Here is an 18262-nt window from a genome sequence, read left to right on the forward strand (position 1 = left end):
CAACCCCGGCCGCCAGGAAAGCATCCTCGCAGTCCAGCGCATCGAGGGCAGCAACAGAGGAGTGAACACCCTCCAAAACCACCCCACCACCGCTGCCGATTCCCATGGAAACATCATCCATCGAGGGTCCGACAATCGTGGTTCCCAGGCATCAAGCCGCGGCCAGAACGACCGGGACTTGCCGTATCGGGGCACTCAGCTTGGCGCGGTGGCCCAAGAACCCTTTCGCAACACCCCGGCCAGGTTCAGTTCCTGATCAACCAGGACCACATCGGCGGGCATTCCAGGCCGCAGATCGCCTGCCCTAGCTGAAAGACCCAGCACGGCGGCGGGGACGGCGGTCGCGGACGTCACCGCATCCCGCAGGGAAACGCCAGCAGCAACGGTGGCCCGGACAACGTCCAGCAAAGTGCTGGTCCCGCCGGCGATGGCCCCCGTGCCATCCACGCGCGCCACGCCTCCGCTGACTGTCACGGAGAGGGAACCCAGCCGGTACCGCCCGTCGTCCAGGCCGGTGGCGGCCATGGCGTCGGTCACCAGGGCGATGTTCTCCGCACCCACAAGGTCGAACACCAGCTTCACAATTTCCGGGGCCAGGTGCACGCCATCAGCAATCAGTTCCACCACTGCTTTTCCAGCTTTTGCCGCGCTGAGGCTCGCCGAGACAGGGCCGGGGGAGCGGTGGTGCAGGGGAGGCATGGCATTGAATAAGTGCGTTACCGTCGGGCGGTTCCTCCCGGTGGAATTGGCGGCCGAGTCCAAAGCGGCCGCCGCGCGCGCCAGGAAGGCTGCCGAGGTCGTATGGTCCGCCGCGGTGTGGCCCAGCGAAGGAATGATGCCGCGGGCGGTGAGCAGGTCAGCAAGTTCGGAGGCGCCGGGCAGCTCGGCCGCCAAGGTCATGGAGGCCAAGGTTGGCCCTGCCGCGGCCAGCATGCGGGCCACCACATCCGGGTCGGGGTCCAGCAGCAGCGCGGGATTGTGGGCTCCGCACTGCTGGCCCGAGAGGAAAGGACCCTCCAGGTGCGATCCGGCAATCAGCCCCAGTCCTGCCAGCTCCCGCAACACCCCAAGGTTCCGGACCAGGTCCCCTGGCTCTCCGGTGACCAGGCTGCCCACCAGTGTGGTGGTTCCACGGCTGTGCAGGTAGCGTGCAGCCCGCTCGGCGCCGTCGCGATCGCCCTCCGAGAAATCCGAACCATACGCGCCATGGCAGTGCACGTCCACCAGGCCGGGTATCAGGACGCGGCCGGCGGGTGCGTCCGGCGGAACTACCCCGGGAAAGTCCCGCGCAGGGCCCGCGAAGGTGACTAGGCCGCCGTCGGCCGCCACCACCCCGTCCGCAATATCCAGCGACGCGGTGACGATACGCCCGCGAAGAAACAGTTCATTGCCCATCGTTTACTGTCCTTCATTCGTCGGTTGCATCAGCGGTACGGCGGCCACGGCGGCTGCCATGCGGGCGGCCAAGCCTTGGTCCGCGGCGCCAGCCCGGTCCCCGCCCCCGTGCCGGGGCCGCGCCGAGGTGTGTACGGCATGGACTCCCACTTCAAGGAGCGACGGTACCAGCGCCAGGGTGACACCCCCGCCTGCCATGATCTGGACCGAAGGAGCGCTCCGGCGTCCCTGCTGCACAATCCTGCCCAGCATCTCCAAGCCCGCGGCGCAGTTGGGGCCACCACCACTGGTGAGGACCCGGTCCACCCCGGCCTCCTCCAGCCGGGAGAGCGCCTCGGCGGGGTCCAGGCCGGCGGCCAGGGCTGCGTCGAACGCGCGGTGGAACGTGACTTCGGCGTCCGGCCTCACGGCCCGCGCTGCTGCCACGACGCGCCGGATAGCCTGGACATCCGGGCCGCCGTCGGATGCCAGGACACCAACCACCACGCCCGCCGCTCCGGCACCCAAAGCCGCAGCGGCATCGCGCTCAATGACATCGAGCTCGCCGGGTGAATAGGTGAAGTTGCCCGGCCGCGGACGCACCAGGACATGGACGGGAAGGCCCAGCCCGCACGCCTGCTCGATGGTGCCGATGCTTGGCGTGATGCCCTCCGTCTCCGCCAGGGCGGCGCAGAGTTCAACCCTGGCCGCGCCCACGGCGGCGGCCAGCCGGACGCCGTCGGCGTTTTCCACGGCAAGTTCCAGCTGCGGGCAGCGGACAGCAACCACCGGCGTGCCCTGGCCCGTGCTCAAAGCCCCTGCCACGCCGGCTTCCGTCCGAACGTATCCGTGTAGTAGTCCCGGTGGGCCAGCCGCGAGGCTGCGGCCTCGTCCACCAGGACCGAGACGTGCGGGTGCAGCTGGAGCGCGGATGCGGGGCAGTTGGCGGCGACCGGGCCCTCGACGGCGGCCGCGATGGCTTCCGCCTTGGCCTCGCCCATGGCGAGCAGCAGCAGGTGCCGGGCCTCGCGGATGGTGCCCAGCCCCTGGGTCAGGACGTGGTCCGGCACGGCGTCCGCGGAGTCGAAGAAGCGGGCGTTGTCCTGGCGCGTCTGGCGGGTAAGGGTCTTGATCCGGGTGCGCGAGCCGAGCGAGGACATCGGTTCGTTGAAGCCCACATGCCCGTCCGTGCCGATGCCAAGGATCTGGAGATCCACCCCTCCTGCAGCTGCAATCCGCGCCTCGTACTGCTCCGCCTCGGCCTGCAGGTCCTTTGCTATGCCGTCCAGGCCATGCACCGCGTCGGCGCCGAAGTCCACGCTTGCCGTGAATTCCTCCCGGATGACCGAGTGGTATGACTGCGGATGCCCGGCGGACAGTCCCACGTACTCGTCCAGCAGGAACGCCCGGGCCTCTGCGAAGCTCAGGCCGCCGCTGCGGTGCCGTTGGATGAGTTCCTGGTAGGTGCCCAGTGGTGTGGACCCGGTGGCCAGTCCCAGGACGGACGGGCCGCGACGGACCTGGTCCTCGATGGCGTCCGCGGCCGCGCGGGCGACGTCGGCAGGGGTGGGCAGAATGATGATTTCCATGCGGTCTTGGTGCTTCCGGTTGCAGTTGCGGGAGGTAAGGACGGAGGCCGCTACTTCGCGGCGTCTGTCTCCACAGTGACTTCGTCGTCCTCACGGCCAGGGGTTCGCAGGTTCCAGCGCTTGATGACGAAGGAGAAGAGGAAGTAGTAGATAACTGCGTAGCCCAGTCCTATGGGGATGAGCAGCCAGCCGTTCTGTGATTTGCCGAAGTTGAGGACAAAGTCGATCAGGCCTGCTGAAAACGTGAACCCGTGATGGATTCCCAGCGCGTTGACCAGGGCCATGGACGTTCCGGTCAGGGCGGCGTGGACGATGTAGAGCGGGAAGGCCACGAACATAAAGGAGTACTCAAGCGGTTCGGTGATGCCGGTGAAAAAAGCGGTCAACGCGGTGGAGAGCATGATGCCGCCGACGATCTTCTTCTGCGAGGGCTTGGCGTGGCGCCAAATGGCAAGTGCTGCTGCAGGCAGGCCGAACATCATGATGGGGAAGAAACCGGTCATGAAGATGCCCGCGCTGGGGTCCCCGGCGAAGAAGCGGTTGAGGTCGCCGCGGACCAGGTGGCCCGAGGCGTCGGTGTAGTCGCCGATGAGGAACCAGACGCCGGAGTTCAGGATGTGGTGCAGCCCTGCGGGAATCAGCATGCGGTTGGCGAAGCCGTAGATGCCTCCGCCGGCCACAGCGTTGCTTGCCACGGCCTGGCCCACCGCGGAAAGGCCGGCGTTGAAAAGGGGGTAGGCCAAGGCAAGGACGACGCCGGCTACCAGGCTGGAGACGGAGGTCAGGATTGGCACCAATCGGCGGCCGCTGAAGAAGCCAAGGAAGTCCGGCAGTTTTGTGCGGTAGAACCGCTGCCACAGCGTTGCGGAGAGCAGACCCACCACAATGCCGGCCAGGACGCCGTAGTTGATCATCGCTTGCTTGCCGGCCGGGTCAACCTGTCCGGCCAGGACCAGCGGGGACATGGCCTTGAAGACCCCGTCGATCACCATGTAGCCAACGACGGCGGCCAGAGCAGTGGAACCATCGGCCTTCTTGGCCCAGCCGATGGCGATGCCGACTGCAAAAATGAGCGGCAGCCAAGTGAAAACGGCATTGCCGGCTGCGGAGATGACGGCGGCGCCACCTTCAAATCCAGGGATGGCGCCGAGCAGGTCGGCCTGGCCAATGCGCAGCAGGATGCCTGCGGCGGGAAGAACAGCGATGGGCAGCATCAGGGTGCGGCCCAGGCGCTGCAGTGTGGCAAACGCCTTGTTTGGCTTCTTTTCGGGAGCCAGGGCGGCGGTCTCGGATGTTGACATGGTTGCACCTCTGCGGGTTCTGGTGGGGCTTGTAAAGGAGGGGTTCCAGCCGGTACTGTCTGGTTATGACCAGTTCAGTGTGATCCATCCCACGAGCGCCTGTCAAGGCAATGGGAAATCCTGCCGGGCCATTCAAAAGGCCGGTGGTGGAAGCCATAATTGGTCGCACTTGGGCCGCCGGCCCGGTGAGGAAGCAGTGCTCCGAGTGGGCACCGTCAGAAAGGGCAACCATGTCCAAAGCAGAAAAGATCATTGAAGGACTGGGCGGAGCCGGCAACATCGTGGAGATTGAAGCCTGCATTACCCGCCTTCGCACTGAGGTTAAAGATGGTTCCCTCGTGAACGAGGCCTCCTTGAAGGCGGCCGGAGCCCACGGCGTGCTGGCCTCCGGCACGGCTGTCCAGGTCATCGTTGGCCCCGAGGCCGATACCCTGGCCGAAGACATCGAGGACCTCCTCTAGTGGCGCAGCCCCTGGTGGTCCTGGCGCCCATCGCCGGCACCGTGATTCCCCTTGCCGAGGTCCCGGACCCTGTTTTCGCCGGCCAGATGGTGGGTTCCGGCGCGGCAGTGGAACCGCCTGTAGGCGAGATGTTCGACGTCGTGTCCCCCGTGGCGGGAAAGGTGATCAAGCTGCTGCCGCACGCCTTTGTGGTGGTTGAGTCCTCAGGGCGCGGCGTCCTCACCCATGTGGGCATAGACACGGTCAAGCTCAAAGGCGAAGGCTTTAAGCTGCTGATTACCCAGGGAGAGACTGTGGACGCCGGCGCTGCCGTGATGCGCGTCGATCCCACCGCCGCCCTCGCGGCCGGTTACTCGATGGTGAGTCCCGTCGTCGTCCTCGACACCAAGCCGGACACGGCAACCTTGGTCGGAGCCGGCACTGTCACCGCCGGGCAGCAGCTGTTCTCGCTCGATTAGGGCTGAGCGCTAGAGCCGGACTTCCATGTTCAGGGAGTAGCGGTCGGAGCGGTACCACGAGCGTGAATGCTCGATGGCAAGGGGCCCTGAATAGGACACCCGGTCGAAGGCCAGCACCGGCGCCCCTGTGCCGGTTCCGAGGAGCGCCCCCACGTCCGCGGGGGCGCCCTCGGACCTCACGCTCTGCCGGGCCCTGTCGATCTGGTGCCCGAACTGCGCGGCGAGGGCTTTGTAAACCGAGCCTGTCAGGTCGATATCCAGAAGTCCGCGGGCATGCTCAGGGTTGTACCAGGCGTCATCCACGCTGACCGGCCGGCCGTCTGCAAGTCGGAGGCGCTTCAGATGGATGGCCTCGGAGCCCGGTGGCAGGCTGAGCGCTTCGGCCGTATCCGTGGGGGCAGCGCCGGCTTCGGCCACCAGCACCACCGTGCTGGGCACGTGTCCCATCGCCTCCATTTCCTGCGTGAACGAGGCAAGGTGCAGTGTTGACTGCACGGGGGAATCCGCCACAAACGTGCCCTTGGCCGGAACCCGCACCAGGTGCCCCTCGTTGACCAGGCGGCCGATTGCAGCGCGGACGGTTATGCGGCTGACGCCGTAGGAGTCCATGAGCGTTCGCTCGCTGGGAAGCCGGGCTCCGGGCTCCAGTTCCTCTTTGGCGAGCTTGAGTATGATCAGCCGCAGTTGCTCGTGCTTGGGGACCTGGGTGTTATTGATGGCCGCGGCCGCTGCTCCCGCGGTGCTCCTTAATGTGGCGGACAATTGACGCCCCTCCTGCTGCTGGATAAGTCCGGTCCGGACCACCTGCTTGGATTATTCCACAGGCGCGGGCCGTGGGGAGCCGCCCGCCCACCTTTGTCGCGGGCCGGGCGTCAGCCCACCAGCTCCGCGTCCTGGGCAATGGCGGGCCGGCGTACTGCCCTGGCGCGCAGGGCGAGCATGAGCATGGCGCCCAGCAGTGCCGGCGCCGCGAATGCGATGGCGGCTACGGGGACGCCGCCCCCGAAGCTGACCAGCAGGGCGCCGTAGGTTGGGCCTGCGATGGCCCCGATGCGTCCCACGGCCAGCGCCCAGCCAAGGCCGGTGGCCCGCGTGGCGGCAGGGTAGAACTGTGCGATGTAGTCGTTAATCATGTTTTGCGTCCCCAGCCCGCCAAAACCTGCGACGGCGGCGAGTATGGTCATGAGCGCGGCCGGCGGGTTGGTGGACATCAGGAGCAGGGCCGCCGCTGCACTGACGAAGCCCACCACGACCAGCGGCCGAGGCCCGAACTTCTGGCTGGCAACAGATGCAAGGACAGTGCCGACCACGGCACCCACCGAGTACGCCAGCAGGAATGACACGGAGGATCCGACGCCGAACCCGGCGGTGCGCATGATCTGCGGCAGCCACGTGCTGACGCCAAAGATGGTCAGCAGGCTCAGGACGGTGATGGCCCACAGCAGGACAGTGGTTCCGGCGGTGCCATTGGCGAAGAGGGCGCGGGTGGGGGAGACGCGAACGGCAGCGGCCGGGACATCCAGGGTACGGGGCAGCCCGTAAGCGGCCTCGATCCGGTCTGCCTCGGATGTGCGGAGCTGGGTCCGCAGGAACGAGGGCGACTCCGGCAGCAGGAGCCAGGCGAAGGGAACGATCAGCAGGCCTGCAGCTCCGATCGCGTATACCGGGCGGAACCCGCTGGACTCCAGGACAGCCAGGGACGTCAGCGAGGCGGCAACAGTGCCCGTCGCCGGCCCCGTGAGCACGGCGCCCAGGACCAGCGACTTCTTCCCGGGCGGGGCGAACTCATTGGTGAGGGCCACCGCCGTCGGCAAAAGGCCGCCCACGCCGAAGCAGGCGATGAAGCGGAACGCTGCGAAGAGTTCCCAGCCCGGTGCCATGGCGCAGGCAAGCATGGCCAGCGAAAACAGCGCCAGCGCGCCTACAAAGATCCGACGGCGGCCCAGCCGGTCCGTCAGAGTACCCACGATCAGTGAGCCGAGCAGCATTCCCACCAGCGCCAGGGATCCCACCGCCCCGGCCCCGGCAGGCGTGACATTGAAGGGTGGCTGTCCGATCAGGGCGGGCAGGGTTGCACCGTAGACATAGAGGTCGTAGCCGTCGGCAAGCAGGCCAAGCCAGCACAGCACGAAGATTCCGGCCAGGGATTTGCTGGGGGCATTGGAGTTCATCATTGATTCCAATCGGGTCAAGGGACGCTGGCTGGATGCCTGCGGGACGTCCTTCAGCTTCGCCCCACGGTACTTGCCCTGTGGCCGGTCTTTTCACTGGGTGAAAATCCTCTTTGTGGCGGAGCCCACATTGTCCAAGCTTGATAGAGGCAACAGATGGAGGCGGACATGGCCGGAGCAGGCAGGCAAACAGCAGCCGCGCCCAGCGACGCTGCGCCTGCACTTCCCGGCACGCCCGTGCTGGTGCGGGCCCTGAGCCTGCTGGCCCAGTTTACGGAACAGCGCCGGGCCCTGAGCCTGTCCGAACTGTCCCGCCAGGCCGGCCTTGCCCCGGCAACGGCGCTGCGGCTGGTGAGGCACCTGACCGAGTGGGGTGCACTGGAGCGCCTCGAGGACGGCCGCTACGTGGTGGGGTTACGCCTCTGGGAAATCGCCTCGCTTTCACCGCGGGGCCACGGGGTGCGGCAGATCGCCCTGCCGTACCTTGAGGACCTTTACGAGGTCACGCGGCATCACGTGCTGCTGGCCGTCCGCGAAGGCACGGACGCAGTCCTGATCGACAGGCTCTCCTCGCGTACCGCGACTGAGGTGGCTTACCGGGTTGGAGGCCGAATGCCTTTGCCGACCACCGCCGTCGGGCAGGTCCTGCTTGCCTCCGCCGGCCCGGAACTGCTGCAGGAACTGCTTGCCCAGCACACGGAATCGCACGCGGTCGCGGGCGGAGTTCCGGATTCCGGCAGCCTTCCTGCGGCCCGGCTTCGCGGCGTCCTGGCAAACGTCAGGCAATCCGGCGTCGCAGTGGTCCGCAGGGACCATCCGTCCCGCACTGTCTCCGTTGCCGCACCCATCTACGGGGCGGACGGCGGCGTGGTGGCTTCATTGTCCATTGTGGTTCCGGATGCACAGACGCCGGCCCATGAGCTGGTGCCGCTGGTCCGCGCCGCCGCGCGTGCCATCTCCCGGAGCCTTGGCTACCAGGCGAAAGCCAGCGGAGCCTGGCGGCAACCGCAGCCCCTGCAGCCGGGTCACTTCCCCGTCTGAGCCGCGGTCAACGGGGGGGGGGGGCGAGTCCGCCAGATTTGAAATCATTCCGTTATTTCCGTCCCCGCCTTTCACCCTTTACGCTTAGAACTACTAAGCATGCTGTCTATTCTGGAGGGTAATCCTGATGCGAAAAGTTTCTGCGCTTGGAGTTGTGACTGCGGCGATGCTTGCTTTGGCAGGCTGTTCCGGAGGAGGCGGGGGTACTGCCACTCCGTCAGGCACGGCAACGACGTCCGCTTCTGCTTCCGCCACACAGACCGCAAACGCCAAGGTGTATTCGGAGGATGAGCTCCGCAACCTCATCTCAGGCAAGAAGGATGAGGACGGGAACGAACTCAAGCTGTACTCAAAGGAACAGGTTGACCAGGGTGGAAACATCGCCAACCTGCTCATGAGCACGGCAACTATTGACCCCAAGGACTGCAAGGACATCGCCACCGCCGGTCTGCTGGACAAGGTGGAAAGCGGCGACGTGGCCGTGGCACTCTCTGAGGGCAACCAGCCGCGCACACTGTCCGCCCAGTCCGGCAGCGCGGGCCCTGACGCCGTCAAGACGCTGAGCGACATCAGCGGCAAGATGAACCAGTGCGCCAAGTTCTCGGTTTCAGCCCTGGGCCAGAAGTACGACGTTTCCAGCCAGGAACTGAAGGCGGACACTGACGCTGAAAAGACCTTCGCTACCGTCAGCACCCGCAGCGGCGACAACCAGCAGAAGCTGATGCAGGTTTCCGCTGCCGAAGGCCGCCTGCTGGTGGTTGCCACCAAGAGCGGCACGGACCTGGGTGACCAGGACCAAAAGGAGCTTGAGGAGCTCATTAACGACGTGTTGAAGGCGGCCGAAAGCGGCGCAACGTCGAGCCCCACCTCCACCAGCTCGTCCGGTTCGGCCGGTATGTCCTCGCCGAGCAGCTCGGCTTCGTCCACCGCCTCATCCACCTCGTCGGCGACGATGTCCTCGGGCAGCGGCTCGTCGTCGTCGGCCTCTCCCACGGCATCGCGGTAGCGGCACCCACTCCGCAACCTTTGAAAGGGGGCGGGCCGGGACTTTACTGTCCCGGTCCGCCCCCTTTCTGTGGGACTACGGCGCCTACCCGGATAGAGCCGAGTCTGTATCCACGCCCACGGCGGCCAGCCGCGAGAGCATCTCCGCCAGCAACTGCTCTTTCGGGGCGGAGGCGTCCACCTTCACGAACCCCGCGTACTCCGGCAGATCGCGGTACCCGGCCTGGAATGCGGCGAGATCGTCAAGGCTCTCGGAATCCGTTCCACGCGCAACGATGCGGCGGTGTGCCTCGGCGGGGTCGATATTCAGGTGGATGACGGCGTCCGGCTGCGGCAGGCGGGCCAGCAGCCAGGGCAGGAACCGCCCGCGCGGCAGTCCGCTGGCGGAACGCAGCGCCAGCTGGCAGTGGAGGTGCCGGTCCATCACCACCAGGCCATCGAAGCGGCCGGCGCGCAGGTGTGAGACCAGGGCGTTGCCCACCCTGAGGGCGGTTTCGACGGCGTCAGAGAGTCTGGCGGGCAGGCGCACTCCCAGCCTGGCAGCCACCAGGGACATGACCCGCCGGCCTGCATGGTTGCTCAGGAGCAGGGCCCTGCCGCCCTTCGCCCGCACGGACGACACCAAGGCCTGGTCCGCCGTCGACTTTCCCGATCCGTCGATGCCCGTCAGCACAATGATCACGTGGCCTCCTTCCGCCGTTCCGTTTTAACGCCGGGGGTGGGCGCAACGTCCCGGGTGGGCTGCAATTCACAGGCAGGAGACAGAATCGGACCGAGGAGCGGAACAGCCAAACGGCCCGCCAGCACATGCTGACGGGCCGCCGGTGGTGAAGAGCCGACTTACATGATGCCGGTGGGTACCAGCAATGCCCAGGCCAGGGCGGGGGCTACCAGCACCACGCCGCCTGCGTAGAACATCAGCTGCTTGTAGACGCGCTGCCGGTCGTCCTCGCGGGCGTTGGCCACAACAAGTGCACCATCCGTGGAGAAGGGGGAGACGTCGACGACGGTGGCGGCGATGGCCAGGGCGGCAACGGTTCCGGAGGCGCTGAGCGAGCTGGTGGCCAGGAGCGGGCCGGCCAGCGGGATGAACGCGGTCAGCAGTGCGGTGGACGAGGCGAAGGCGGAACCAACACCGATCACGTAACAGAGGACCAGTGCGATCAGCAGCGGAGCCCCCAGGGCCAGGGCCTGCTCGGCCAGGGTGTCGATGACGCCCACGTGCTGCAGCAGGGACACATAGGTGATCATGCCGGCCACCAGCAGCACGGTGGACCAGGAGATGCCGCCGATGAACGTCTTGTGTTCCTTGATGTTGATGAAGGCGAGCAGCAGGCCTGCGGAGAGGGCCACGAAGCCGATGGGCATGTGGAAGCCGAGGGTGCACACCAGCATTGCCGCGATCAGCGCCAGGGTCAGGATCTGCTGGCCGTGCGGGCGCCCGGTGGAGGACGTATCGATGTCCACGTGCTGCCCGCTGCCGTCGCGCAGCTTGCCGATCAGGGCGAACAGGACGATGGTCAGCACCGACAGGATCAGGTTCAGCGCGAAGCTGGCGATGAACAAACCACCCTGGGAAATCGGGAAGTCATTCTTCAGTGCGATGTCGTGGACCAGGACGCCGGCCACGGACAGCGGGGAGAAGCCGCCGGCGTGTGCGCCGTTGATGATGAAGGCGCCCATGACCACCGGGTGGATGCGCGATTCGTACGCGAAACCGATGGCGGCCGGTGCCAGCAGGGCGATGGCGGCAGGGGAGAACGTTCCGAGCGAGGTCAGTGCGGCGGCGATCAGGAAGAACACCCACGGCAGCAGCAGCGTCTTGCCGCGGACCATCCGCACGCAGCCCTTGACGATGATGTCGATGGTGCCGTTCCGCTGGGCCATGCTGAAGAAGTATGTGACGCCGATGATGGTCAGCACGATGCTGGCAGGGAACTCTTCGAGGATCTGCTTATCGGACATCCCCAGCATGAAATATCCGACGCCGAAGGAGGCCACGAGCCCCATCACGCCAATGTTCAGCGGCCATTTGGTGGCCACGACGAACATCACCACGAGGATCACCAGCGGGATGATCTGGACAGCGGTCATGGTCGGCTCCGGGTCCGTGACGGCTCCCTGGCTGAAGATGCCGCCGACAACGAGGGCAATCACACCCAGGATGGCCAGGCCGGCCACCACCCACAGCAGGATACGACGACGCCGGGAGGAAGCGCGCGCGGGGCGCCCGTCCGGCGTTTCCGGCACGGGGGCAGCACCGGTCTTTACGCCCTTGGCCAGCGGGTCTTTGGTTTGCGGGTCTTCGGCCAGCGCATCTTTGGTCTGGACAGTGTTTGTCATGACAGTCTCCTCAGAGGGTAGCGCCCACGAGGGCTGCAGCGGCGGCGCTGCCGGAGACCTCGGGGAGATGGATGATGGTGGTGGCGATGGTGCGGGCCGTGCGGTCGACGCCGACGAGCAGGCTTCCGTCGTGGTCCTCGGTCCACGTTTCGATCACCCCGGCCGGGGTGCGGAGACGCAGTGCGGCGCCCAGGTGGCGGCCGGTGATGGCGTGCAATACAGTTCCGGGCGTCCGGGCAGCCAGGGTCAGGGCGATGCTCCCGGTGATGGCCAGTGCGGGGTGCGGCTTGCCCATCGAAAGCATCATGACGTTCACATCGCTGGCCGGGTCCCGGTCAGTGGGAGGTCCGACGACGGCGAGCTTGGGGATGGCGCGGGCCGCACCGGCGATGGTGGGAGTCAGTCCCATCCGCACGGCTGCCTGCCGCCGGATCTGTTCCAGGACCTCGAGTTGTTGTTCGATGCCGGTCTGCCAGGTTTCGTAGCGGTCCAGGTCCAGGCCGAGTTCAGCGGCGAGAACCATCACGACAGGAGCCCCGGCATCCACCATGGACACCGTCCAGCGGGTTCCGCCGGCAGTGATGGTGTCGGTTGCGGCCCCGGTGGGCAGCAGGGCCCCGGTGGTCTTCCCAGCGGGATCCTGGAAACCCAGCCCCACCAAGTGGCCGGGAAACGGTACCCCCGGCATGTGCGCCGACGGTACGTCCGGCAGTTCTCCGGACGGAGTGGCCACACGCTGGACGATGACCTGGCCGGTGTTCGTGTTCCGGGTGACAACGCGGGTGACGTCGCCTTCCGGAACCACCCACCCCTTCTCGATGGCGTACAGGCCAACCACTGCTGAGCAGTTTCCGCAGTTGCTGCCCCAGTCCACAGTGGCCTCTTCTATGCCCACCTGGGCGAAGGTGAACTCGATGTCCACGCCGTCCCCGGCCGGCCGATGCAGGATCACAGCCTTGCTGGTGGTGGACGTGGCTCCACCCACGCCGTCTATTTGCCGGGAATCGGGACTCCCGTACAGCCGCGGCAGCAGCACATCCAGGCTGGCGCCGCCTTCCTGAAGGTGCCCGGCCTCGAACACCCAGCATTTGCTGGTGCCCCCGCGCATCCATTCCGCTTCAAACTTCATTGCTTCCCACATCTCCTTGTGCCTGGTTTTCGTTGTGGCGCCTGAATCGAGAATGAGCCAGATCACAACTGAAGACAATGTTCAATAGTTGAAGAGGGATGTAGTGTTGCTTCAATCACTTGCAGTAAAAGGCGTCGGGAGCAGTAAAACCTGCGCCTGGTGCTGTGGAAGTTCCGCAGCAGTCAGGTTTTTATCGAGCAATTGCAGTTGGTGAATCAAATCCGTGGAAGGGTTAAGAGTTGCTTCAGGAAGAAGAGGACTATTTATTCGACATCCGGCGGCTCGCCCTGCTGCTGGAGGTGGTGGAGCAGGGATCCATCACCGCGGCAGCCGAGCTGAAGATGTACAGCCCGTCAGCCGTGTCCCAGCAGCTCCGGAAGCTGGAGCAGGAGGTGGGCCAGCCACTGTTGAACCGCCGCTCGCGTGGGGTGGTTCCCACCGAGGCAGGACAGATGCTGGCCGGCCATGCACGCAAGATCGTGCGCCAGATGCGGGCAGCGCAGTCCGACCTGAACCAGCTGGCAGGACTGAACCGCGGCTCCCTGACGGTAGGTACCTTTCCCACGCTGGCGGGCTCCTTCCTGCCCCTCGTCATCCGTGCCTTCAAGAAGCGTTACCCCGCAATCGGACTGTCCCTCCGCAGCGCCCGCTTCGACGAACTCGTCGCGGACCTCGAATCCGGGGTTACCGGGCTGTGCCTGCTCTGGGACTACCCCTGGAATCCCTTTCACGACGACGCCATCCGCGTCACAGAAGTGTTCCGTGAGAGCACTGTTGTCCTGGTGGCCCGGGGGCACCGGCTGGCGGACCGGGAGGAGGTCAGCATGGAGGACCTCCGCACCGAATCGTGGATTGTGCGGGCGGAGGCGCACCCGGTGGTGGAGGTGCTTCAGCGCTCCGCCCATGACGCCGGGTTCGAGCCGGTAATTGCCTTCCAGGCGAACGACTACCAGGAGGCGCAGGCGATGGTGAGTGTGGGGATGGGGGTGGCAATGGTCCCCAAGACTGCGGTGGCACTGCAGCATCCCGATGTGCGGGTATTGAGCCTGGGTGAGGCTGCGCCGCTGCGGCGAGTATTGCTGGCGCAGCGGCAGGACAAGGTGTACGCCCCGGCTGAGGTCGCCTTCCACTCAACGCTGCTGGAAATCGCGCGGGAACGGGCCGGCGACTACCTGTAGACCGTAGGCTGGAGGCCGGGCGGGGTTATCCGGCCGGTTGCACAGCAGTTCCCAGGTGAAAGGCAGGACCATGACCGTTTCCAGCGACGATCCCCAGAACACCGCAGACCTTCGCGGACCGGGCGACCCGGACGAGGCCAGGAACGAAGCGAAGGAGGCGCCGCAGGCCGGCATGCACCCGGAGCAGCCCGGTGCGTCGAACATCCGGGAGGAACAGCAGGCGCATGCTGCCGGAACCGTCCCGGCGTCGTATGTGGGCGGCGAGGAAGCAGCCCGGGAGCCCGAGCCGGAAGACGCACTTAAGGAGACGGGTACCTGGGATGACGAAGTCTGACGGATGATCACCCGCGCTGACGTCGACCAGGCCGCACAGCGGACCGCGGGCCTCATCCGCAGGACCCCCGTCATGGAGGCGGACCCGGGCGCGTTCAATGGCCCGGTCTGGTTCAAATGCGAATTCATGCAGCACACGGGCACGTTCAAGGCCCGCGGTGCGCTCAACCGGATCCTGGCCAGCAAGGAGCGGGGTGAGTTGCGGGCGGACGTGGGCGTTGTTGTGGCGTCGGGCGGGAACGCAGGCCTGGCCAACGCCTACGCGGCCAGGCAACTCGGCGTGCCCGCAACCGTGTTCGTTCCTGAAACCGCGCCGGCAGTCAAAGTCAGCAAACTGAAGGCGATCGGCGCCACGGTGGTCCAGGGCGGTGCGGAGTATGCGGCCGCCTACCAGGCCGCTGTGGTGCACGCGGAGACCACCGGCGCCATCTACTGCCATGCCTATGACCAGCCGGAAATCGCCGCGGGTGCCGGGACGGTTGGCTCCGAGTTACTGGAACAGGTGCCGGCTGTGGACACGGTCCTGGTGGCCGTGGGCGGTGGCGGGCTGATGGCGGGAGTTGCTGCCGCCGTCGAAGGCTTTGCCAAAGTAGTGGCCGTTGAGCCCGAAACCGCCTCCACCCTGCACGCTGCGCTGGCAGCGGGGAATCCGGTGGACGTCCCGGTATCGGGCGTCGCCGCCGACTCCCTGGGTGCCCGCCGCATAGGGGACATCGGGTTCTCCGTCGCGGTCCGCTGCGGCGTCGAAAGCGTCCTGGTGACCGACGAACAGATCGTTGCCGCTCGTTCGGCGCTGTGGAACGACTACCGGATCGTGGTGGAGCACGGCGCCGCAGCTGCCTACGCAGCGCTGACCTCCGGCGCCTACGTGCCGGGGAAGGATGAACGGGTTGCCGTCATCCTGTGCGGCGCCAACACGGATCCGGCCACGCTCTAGGCCTGGACACAAAAGGGGCCGGCCGCATGTCCGCAGGCGGCCGGTCCCCTTTGCAAGTGGATTGTTTAGCCGCCGGCCTGGCCGCAGAACTTGCTGTACGTGCTGCCTGCCTCCTGGTAGCCGGACTGGAGATCGGCCAGCTTGTCCTTGTCCGGGTTTTCCTTGGCCTGCTCGTCCGTGTACGCAAGGATCGAGGCCAGGGCGGGCTTGAGGTCGTCCGAGGCAACCGCGTGGATGGGGCGGATCTGGTTGGCGAGGTTGTTCATGCCCGTCTTGCCGGCGTTGTTGGCGGGGTTCGACACAACGGCCTGGATCCGCTCGCAGGTTTCAGCGGTGGACAGTTGGTGCGTGGCGGAGCAGGCCGTGGCGGAAGCAACGAGGCCGGCGGCAAACAGGGCTGTGGCGAATTTCTTCATGGGTCCCTCAGTAGTGGTCAGAGGTTTCGATTGTAAGCAGATTGGGTAGCCCCATGCCTTCGCAAGCCCAATACGGGCGCTTAAACTGGCAGCACCAATCGTGCGGAGCTTCCGCAGATGGGCCCCGCGCGCATCGACCCAGACTAAGGAACCAGCATGCGCCAAACAGTACGCCGCCGTGCCGCCGCCGGGCTCGTGGCCTCATTTTCATTGCTTCTTCCCACGGCCCTTCCGGCGCTGGCCGCGCCGGATCCCAGGGAGATAGTGCTCGACGGCGCCACCTCCGCCGAGGGCATCGCGGCAGGGGAGGGCAAGACTTTCTATGCAGGTGAACTCACCACCGGCGACATCTTCCGCGGCGACATCCGCAAGGGCACCGCAAGCCGCTTCATCGACGCGCCCGCAGGTCGCGCGGCCGCCGGGATGAAAGCCGACACCTGCAACGATCTGCTGTTTGTGGCAGGGGCCAACACCGGCAAGGCGTTCGTCTACAGCACCGAAACCGGTAAGCCCATTGCCGACTTCAACCTGGGCAAAGGGTTCATCAACGACGTCACGCTTACCGGCGACGGAGCCTGGTTCACCAATTCAGCGGCGGCGGAACTCTACTTCCTGCCGGTGGAAGACCACGGCCAGCTGGGCAAGGTGAAGACCCTCAAGCTGAGCGGCCCGGCGGCAGAGCTCACGCAGGGGTTCAACCTGAACGGCATTGCCGCGTCCGAGGACGGGAAAGTCCTGATCGTGGCCCACTCCATGAACGGAGCCCTGTACACGGTCAATCCCAAGACCGGGGAAAGCGCCGCAATCAAGGGCGTCAGCGTGCCGTTTGTGGACGGCATCCTGGTGCGCGGCGACAACGTATGGGCGGTCCAGAACCAACTGAACCAGATAACGCGCCTGGATCTTTCCAGTGACTTGTCCTCCGCCGAGGTCAGGAACACCATCAAGAGCGACGCCTTCAATATTCCCACCACCGTGGCCCTGTTCGGGGAGGGTACTCTCGCTGCGGTCAACGCCCAGTTCAACCAGCCGCCCAGCCCGTTCGAAGTGGTGCTGGTACCCGCCTGGAAGTAGTGCCTCGACACAAGACTGGCCGGCAGTAGGAACTGCCGGCCAGTCTGGGTGGGGCGAAAGCTATGGATGGGATGGATCAGACGGTCCGCGGCGCCTTGGCCAGGTTGTCCTTCAGCTCCAGGGCGTTCTGCCGCTTTACGTAGGCAGGGCGGTCCCGCTCCACGCGCCAGCTCTCGGACAGCGGCCCCACGTCCACGGTGTCGAAGCCGAATTCGTCGTAGAGGCGGGTGACCAGGTCCGCTGCTTCCGGGTAGTTGCTGGAAGTGGCCAGGGCGCGCCGGTCTTCGGTGCCGGCCGGAGTTCCGTCGGTGGTGATGTCCTTGGCCATGATGTGGTTGAAGCCCTTGGCCACCTTGGACTGGGGCAGGTGCTCCTGCAACAGGCCCGAGGTGGTGGCTTCGCCATTGTCCAGGGCGGGGATCCTGCCGTCCCGCTCCCAGTAGTAGTTGTTGGTGTCGATCACAATCTTGCCGGCCAGCGGCTCCGCCGGAACGTCCTTGTAGTTCTTCAGCGGCACCGTGACCACGGCGAAGTCCCCGGCCGCTGCCGCTTCAGCTGCCGTAGCCGCGCGGGCTTTGGGGCCCAGCTCGGACACCAGGTCCTGGAGGGTTTCCGGGCCGCGGGAGTTGCTGATGACTACGTCGTAGCCCAGTTCCACGGCCTTCCGTGCAACCTGGCTGCCAATATGTCCTGCACCGATAATTCCGATTGTTGTCATATGGGCCCCAACGCAGGTCCCCGCGCAGATATTTCAGCCGGCTGCGGGGAATAAACGGCCGGCCGGCTGCCTACTTTCCCAGGTAACGGCCGGGCCGGTGGTTCAGGGCAAGGATGAGGTTCAGGAGGGTGGCGCCGGCCGCGGACAGCAGCACCATCATCGGCGCCACGAGGATAAGCGATGCCAGGACGATGGCCACGTCCAGCACCATCTGCACATACCCCGCCCGCCACTTCAGTTTTTCCTGCAGCAGCAGGGCCAGGATGTTGAAGCCGCCCAGGCTGGACTGGTGCCGGAACAGGATCAGGAGGCCGACGCCGGCGAGCAGGTTTCCGCCCAGCACGCCGTACGCCGGGTCAATCTGCAGGGCCCCCAGGGCCGCGGGGTGCAGGCTGGCCATCGCCGAGACCAGGGCAATGGCGGCGCCGGTGCGGAGGGCGAAGTTCCAGCCCTTCTTCCACACCGCCAGGGCGAAGAACGGCAGGTTCACCGTAAAGAAGATGACGCCGAAAGGCAGCGCGACCGAATAGCTGAGCAGCAGCGCCAGGCCTGCGGTGCCTCCGGTCACTGCCCCGCTGGACTTGAGCAGGAACAGCCCAAGAGACGCGGCGAACGTGCCAGTCAGGATGCCCAGGACGTCCTCAACCACGGAATGACGGACGGCCGACGGCGGTACTGAAGGTGCCGCCGTCGGCCCTTCCATGTGCCGGGCCGGGGCAGCGGGGGTTTCTGTG

20 protein-coding genes are annotated in these 18262 nt (G+C 66.2%); 8 read left to right on the forward strand and 12 right to left on the reverse strand.

Annotated elements, in window-relative coordinates:
* Positions 1 to 195: 195 nt before the first annotated feature.
* From ACR65K_RS17550 to ACR65K_RS17565, 4 genes are read right to left on the reverse strand one after another with little or no spacing between them, the layout of a single operon-like run.
* On the reverse strand, positions 196 to 1395 hold the full coding sequence (locus tag ACR65K_RS17550) for an N-acetylglucosamine-6-phosphate deacetylase (protein WP_440154290.1): 1200 nt from the start codon (positions 1393 to 1395) through the stop codon (positions 196 to 198).
* A gap of 3 nt (positions 1396 to 1398) precedes the next feature.
* Positions 1399 to 2199, reverse strand: a complete 801-nt coding sequence (locus tag ACR65K_RS17555) for a copper homeostasis protein CutC (protein ID WP_440154291.1) — start codon at positions 2197 to 2199, stop codon at positions 1399 to 1401.
* Positions 2184 to 2963, reverse strand: a complete 780-nt coding sequence (gene nagB, locus ACR65K_RS17560; RefSeq protein WP_440154292.1) for a glucosamine-6-phosphate deaminase — start codon at positions 2961 to 2963, stop codon at positions 2184 to 2186. The genes ACR65K_RS17555 and nagB overlap by 16 nt, the downstream gene beginning before the upstream one ends.
* Positions 2964 to 3013: 50 nt before the next feature.
* Complete coding sequence (locus ACR65K_RS17565; RefSeq protein WP_440154293.1) at positions 3014 to 4264, reverse strand: PTS transporter subunit EIIC; 1251 nt, start codon at positions 4262 to 4264, stop codon at positions 3014 to 3016.
* A 230-nt stretch (positions 4265 to 4494) separates the two neighbouring features.
* Between ACR65K_RS17565 and ACR65K_RS17570 the strand changes: the two genes are divergently transcribed.
* Positions 4495 to 4725 carry a PTS sugar transporter subunit IIB gene (locus tag ACR65K_RS17570; RefSeq protein WP_050053469.1) on the forward strand — a complete coding sequence of 77 codons (231 nt, stop codon included), beginning with the start codon at positions 4495 to 4497 and terminating at the stop codon, positions 4723 to 4725.
* Positions 4725 to 5183 (forward strand): PTS sugar transporter subunit IIA, encoded by a 459-nt coding sequence (locus ACR65K_RS17575; protein WP_440154294.1) that lies wholly within the window; start codon positions 4725 to 4727, stop codon positions 5181 to 5183. The genes ACR65K_RS17570 and ACR65K_RS17575 overlap by 1 nt, the downstream gene beginning before the upstream one ends.
* 9 nt (positions 5184 to 5192) lie before the next feature.
* Here ACR65K_RS17575 and ACR65K_RS17580 read toward each other — a convergent pair whose 3' ends face one another.
* Both ACR65K_RS17580 and ACR65K_RS17585 read right to left on the reverse strand, forming a co-directional pair.
* The gene (locus tag ACR65K_RS17580; protein WP_440154295.1) at positions 5193 to 5945 is read right to left on the reverse strand and encodes a GntR family transcriptional regulator; all 753 of its coding nucleotides are present in this window, start codon (positions 5943 to 5945) and stop codon (positions 5193 to 5195) included.
* 110 nt (positions 5946 to 6055) lie between these two features.
* A complete protein-coding gene (locus ACR65K_RS17585; RefSeq protein WP_440154296.1) occupies positions 6056 to 7354 on the reverse strand; it encodes an MFS transporter in 1299 nt (432 codons plus the stop codon).
* 168 nt (positions 7355 to 7522) lie between these two features.
* Between ACR65K_RS17585 and ACR65K_RS17590 the strand changes: the two genes are divergently transcribed.
* The gene (locus tag ACR65K_RS17590; RefSeq protein WP_440154297.1) at positions 7523 to 8395 is read left to right on the forward strand and encodes an IclR family transcriptional regulator; all 873 of its coding nucleotides are present in this window, start codon (positions 7523 to 7525) and stop codon (positions 8393 to 8395) included.
* 166 nt (positions 8396 to 8561) lie between these two features.
* Positions 8562 to 9401, forward strand: a complete 840-nt coding sequence (locus ACR65K_RS17595) for a hypothetical protein (RefSeq protein ID WP_440154298.1) — start codon at positions 8562 to 8564, stop codon at positions 9399 to 9401.
* Positions 9402 to 9485: 84 nt separating this feature from the next.
* Here ACR65K_RS17595 and ACR65K_RS17600 read toward each other — a convergent pair whose 3' ends face one another.
* The 3 genes from ACR65K_RS17600 to ACR65K_RS17610 all read right to left on the reverse strand — a co-directional run bounded on the left by ACR65K_RS17600 (position 9486) and on the right by ACR65K_RS17610 (position 12872).
* Positions 9486 to 10082 (reverse strand): nucleoside/nucleotide kinase family protein, encoded by a 597-nt coding sequence (locus ACR65K_RS17600; protein ID WP_440154299.1) that lies wholly within the window; start codon positions 10080 to 10082, stop codon positions 9486 to 9488.
* Between the two features lie 158 nt (positions 10083 to 10240).
* Positions 10241 to 11494 (reverse strand): SLC13 family permease, encoded by a 1254-nt coding sequence (locus ACR65K_RS17605; RefSeq protein ID WP_440154428.1) that lies wholly within the window; start codon positions 11492 to 11494, stop codon positions 10241 to 10243.
* A gap of 259 nt (positions 11495 to 11753) precedes the next feature.
* Positions 11754 to 12872 carry a PrpF domain-containing protein gene (locus ACR65K_RS17610; protein ID WP_440154300.1) on the reverse strand — a complete coding sequence of 373 codons (1119 nt, stop codon included), beginning with the start codon at positions 12870 to 12872 and terminating at the stop codon, positions 11754 to 11756.
* 239 nt (positions 12873 to 13111) lie between these two features.
* Between ACR65K_RS17610 and ACR65K_RS17615 the strand changes: the two genes are divergently transcribed.
* The 3 genes from ACR65K_RS17615 (at position 13112) to ACR65K_RS17625 (ending at position 15320) form a co-directional block, all read left to right on the forward strand.
* Positions 13112 to 14050: a LysR family transcriptional regulator gene (locus ACR65K_RS17615; RefSeq protein ID WP_440154301.1), complete on the forward strand. Its 939-nt coding sequence runs from the start codon at positions 13112 to 13114 to the stop codon at positions 14048 to 14050.
* A 70-nt stretch (positions 14051 to 14120) separates the two neighbouring features.
* Positions 14121 to 14384 carry a hypothetical protein gene (locus ACR65K_RS17620; RefSeq protein WP_056329763.1) on the forward strand — a complete coding sequence of 88 codons (264 nt, stop codon included), beginning with the start codon at positions 14121 to 14123 and terminating at the stop codon, positions 14382 to 14384.
* A 3-nt stretch (positions 14385 to 14387) separates the two neighbouring features.
* Complete coding sequence (locus ACR65K_RS17625) at positions 14388 to 15320, forward strand: threonine/serine dehydratase (RefSeq protein ID WP_440154302.1); 933 nt, start codon at positions 14388 to 14390, stop codon at positions 15318 to 15320.
* A gap of 65 nt (positions 15321 to 15385) precedes the next feature.
* On the opposite strand, the gene ACR65K_RS17630 is transcribed toward ACR65K_RS17625, so the two are convergent.
* On the reverse strand, positions 15386 to 15736 hold the full coding sequence (locus ACR65K_RS17630) for a hypothetical protein (RefSeq protein WP_018770711.1): 351 nt from the start codon (positions 15734 to 15736) through the stop codon (positions 15386 to 15388).
* A gap of 156 nt (positions 15737 to 15892) precedes the next feature.
* Between ACR65K_RS17630 and ACR65K_RS17635 the strand changes: the two genes are divergently transcribed.
* Positions 15893 to 16810, forward strand: a complete 918-nt coding sequence (locus ACR65K_RS17635) for an SMP-30/gluconolactonase/LRE family protein (protein ID WP_440154303.1) — start codon at positions 15893 to 15895, stop codon at positions 16808 to 16810.
* A gap of 76 nt (positions 16811 to 16886) precedes the next feature.
* On the opposite strand, the gene ACR65K_RS17640 is transcribed toward ACR65K_RS17635, so the two are convergent.
* Both ACR65K_RS17640 and ACR65K_RS17645 read right to left on the reverse strand, forming a co-directional pair.
* A complete protein-coding gene (locus ACR65K_RS17640) occupies positions 16887 to 17528 on the reverse strand; it encodes an NADPH-dependent F420 reductase (RefSeq protein ID WP_440154304.1) in 642 nt (213 codons plus the stop codon).
* A 70-nt stretch (positions 17529 to 17598) separates the two neighbouring features.
* Positions 17599 to 18231: a YitT family protein gene (locus ACR65K_RS17645; RefSeq protein WP_440154429.1), complete on the reverse strand. Its 633-nt coding sequence runs from the start codon at positions 18229 to 18231 to the stop codon at positions 17599 to 17601.
* Positions 18232 to 18262 lie beyond the last annotated feature (31 nt).

The sequence above is a fragment of the Arthrobacter sp. SAFR-179 genome, from assembly GCF_059414945.1.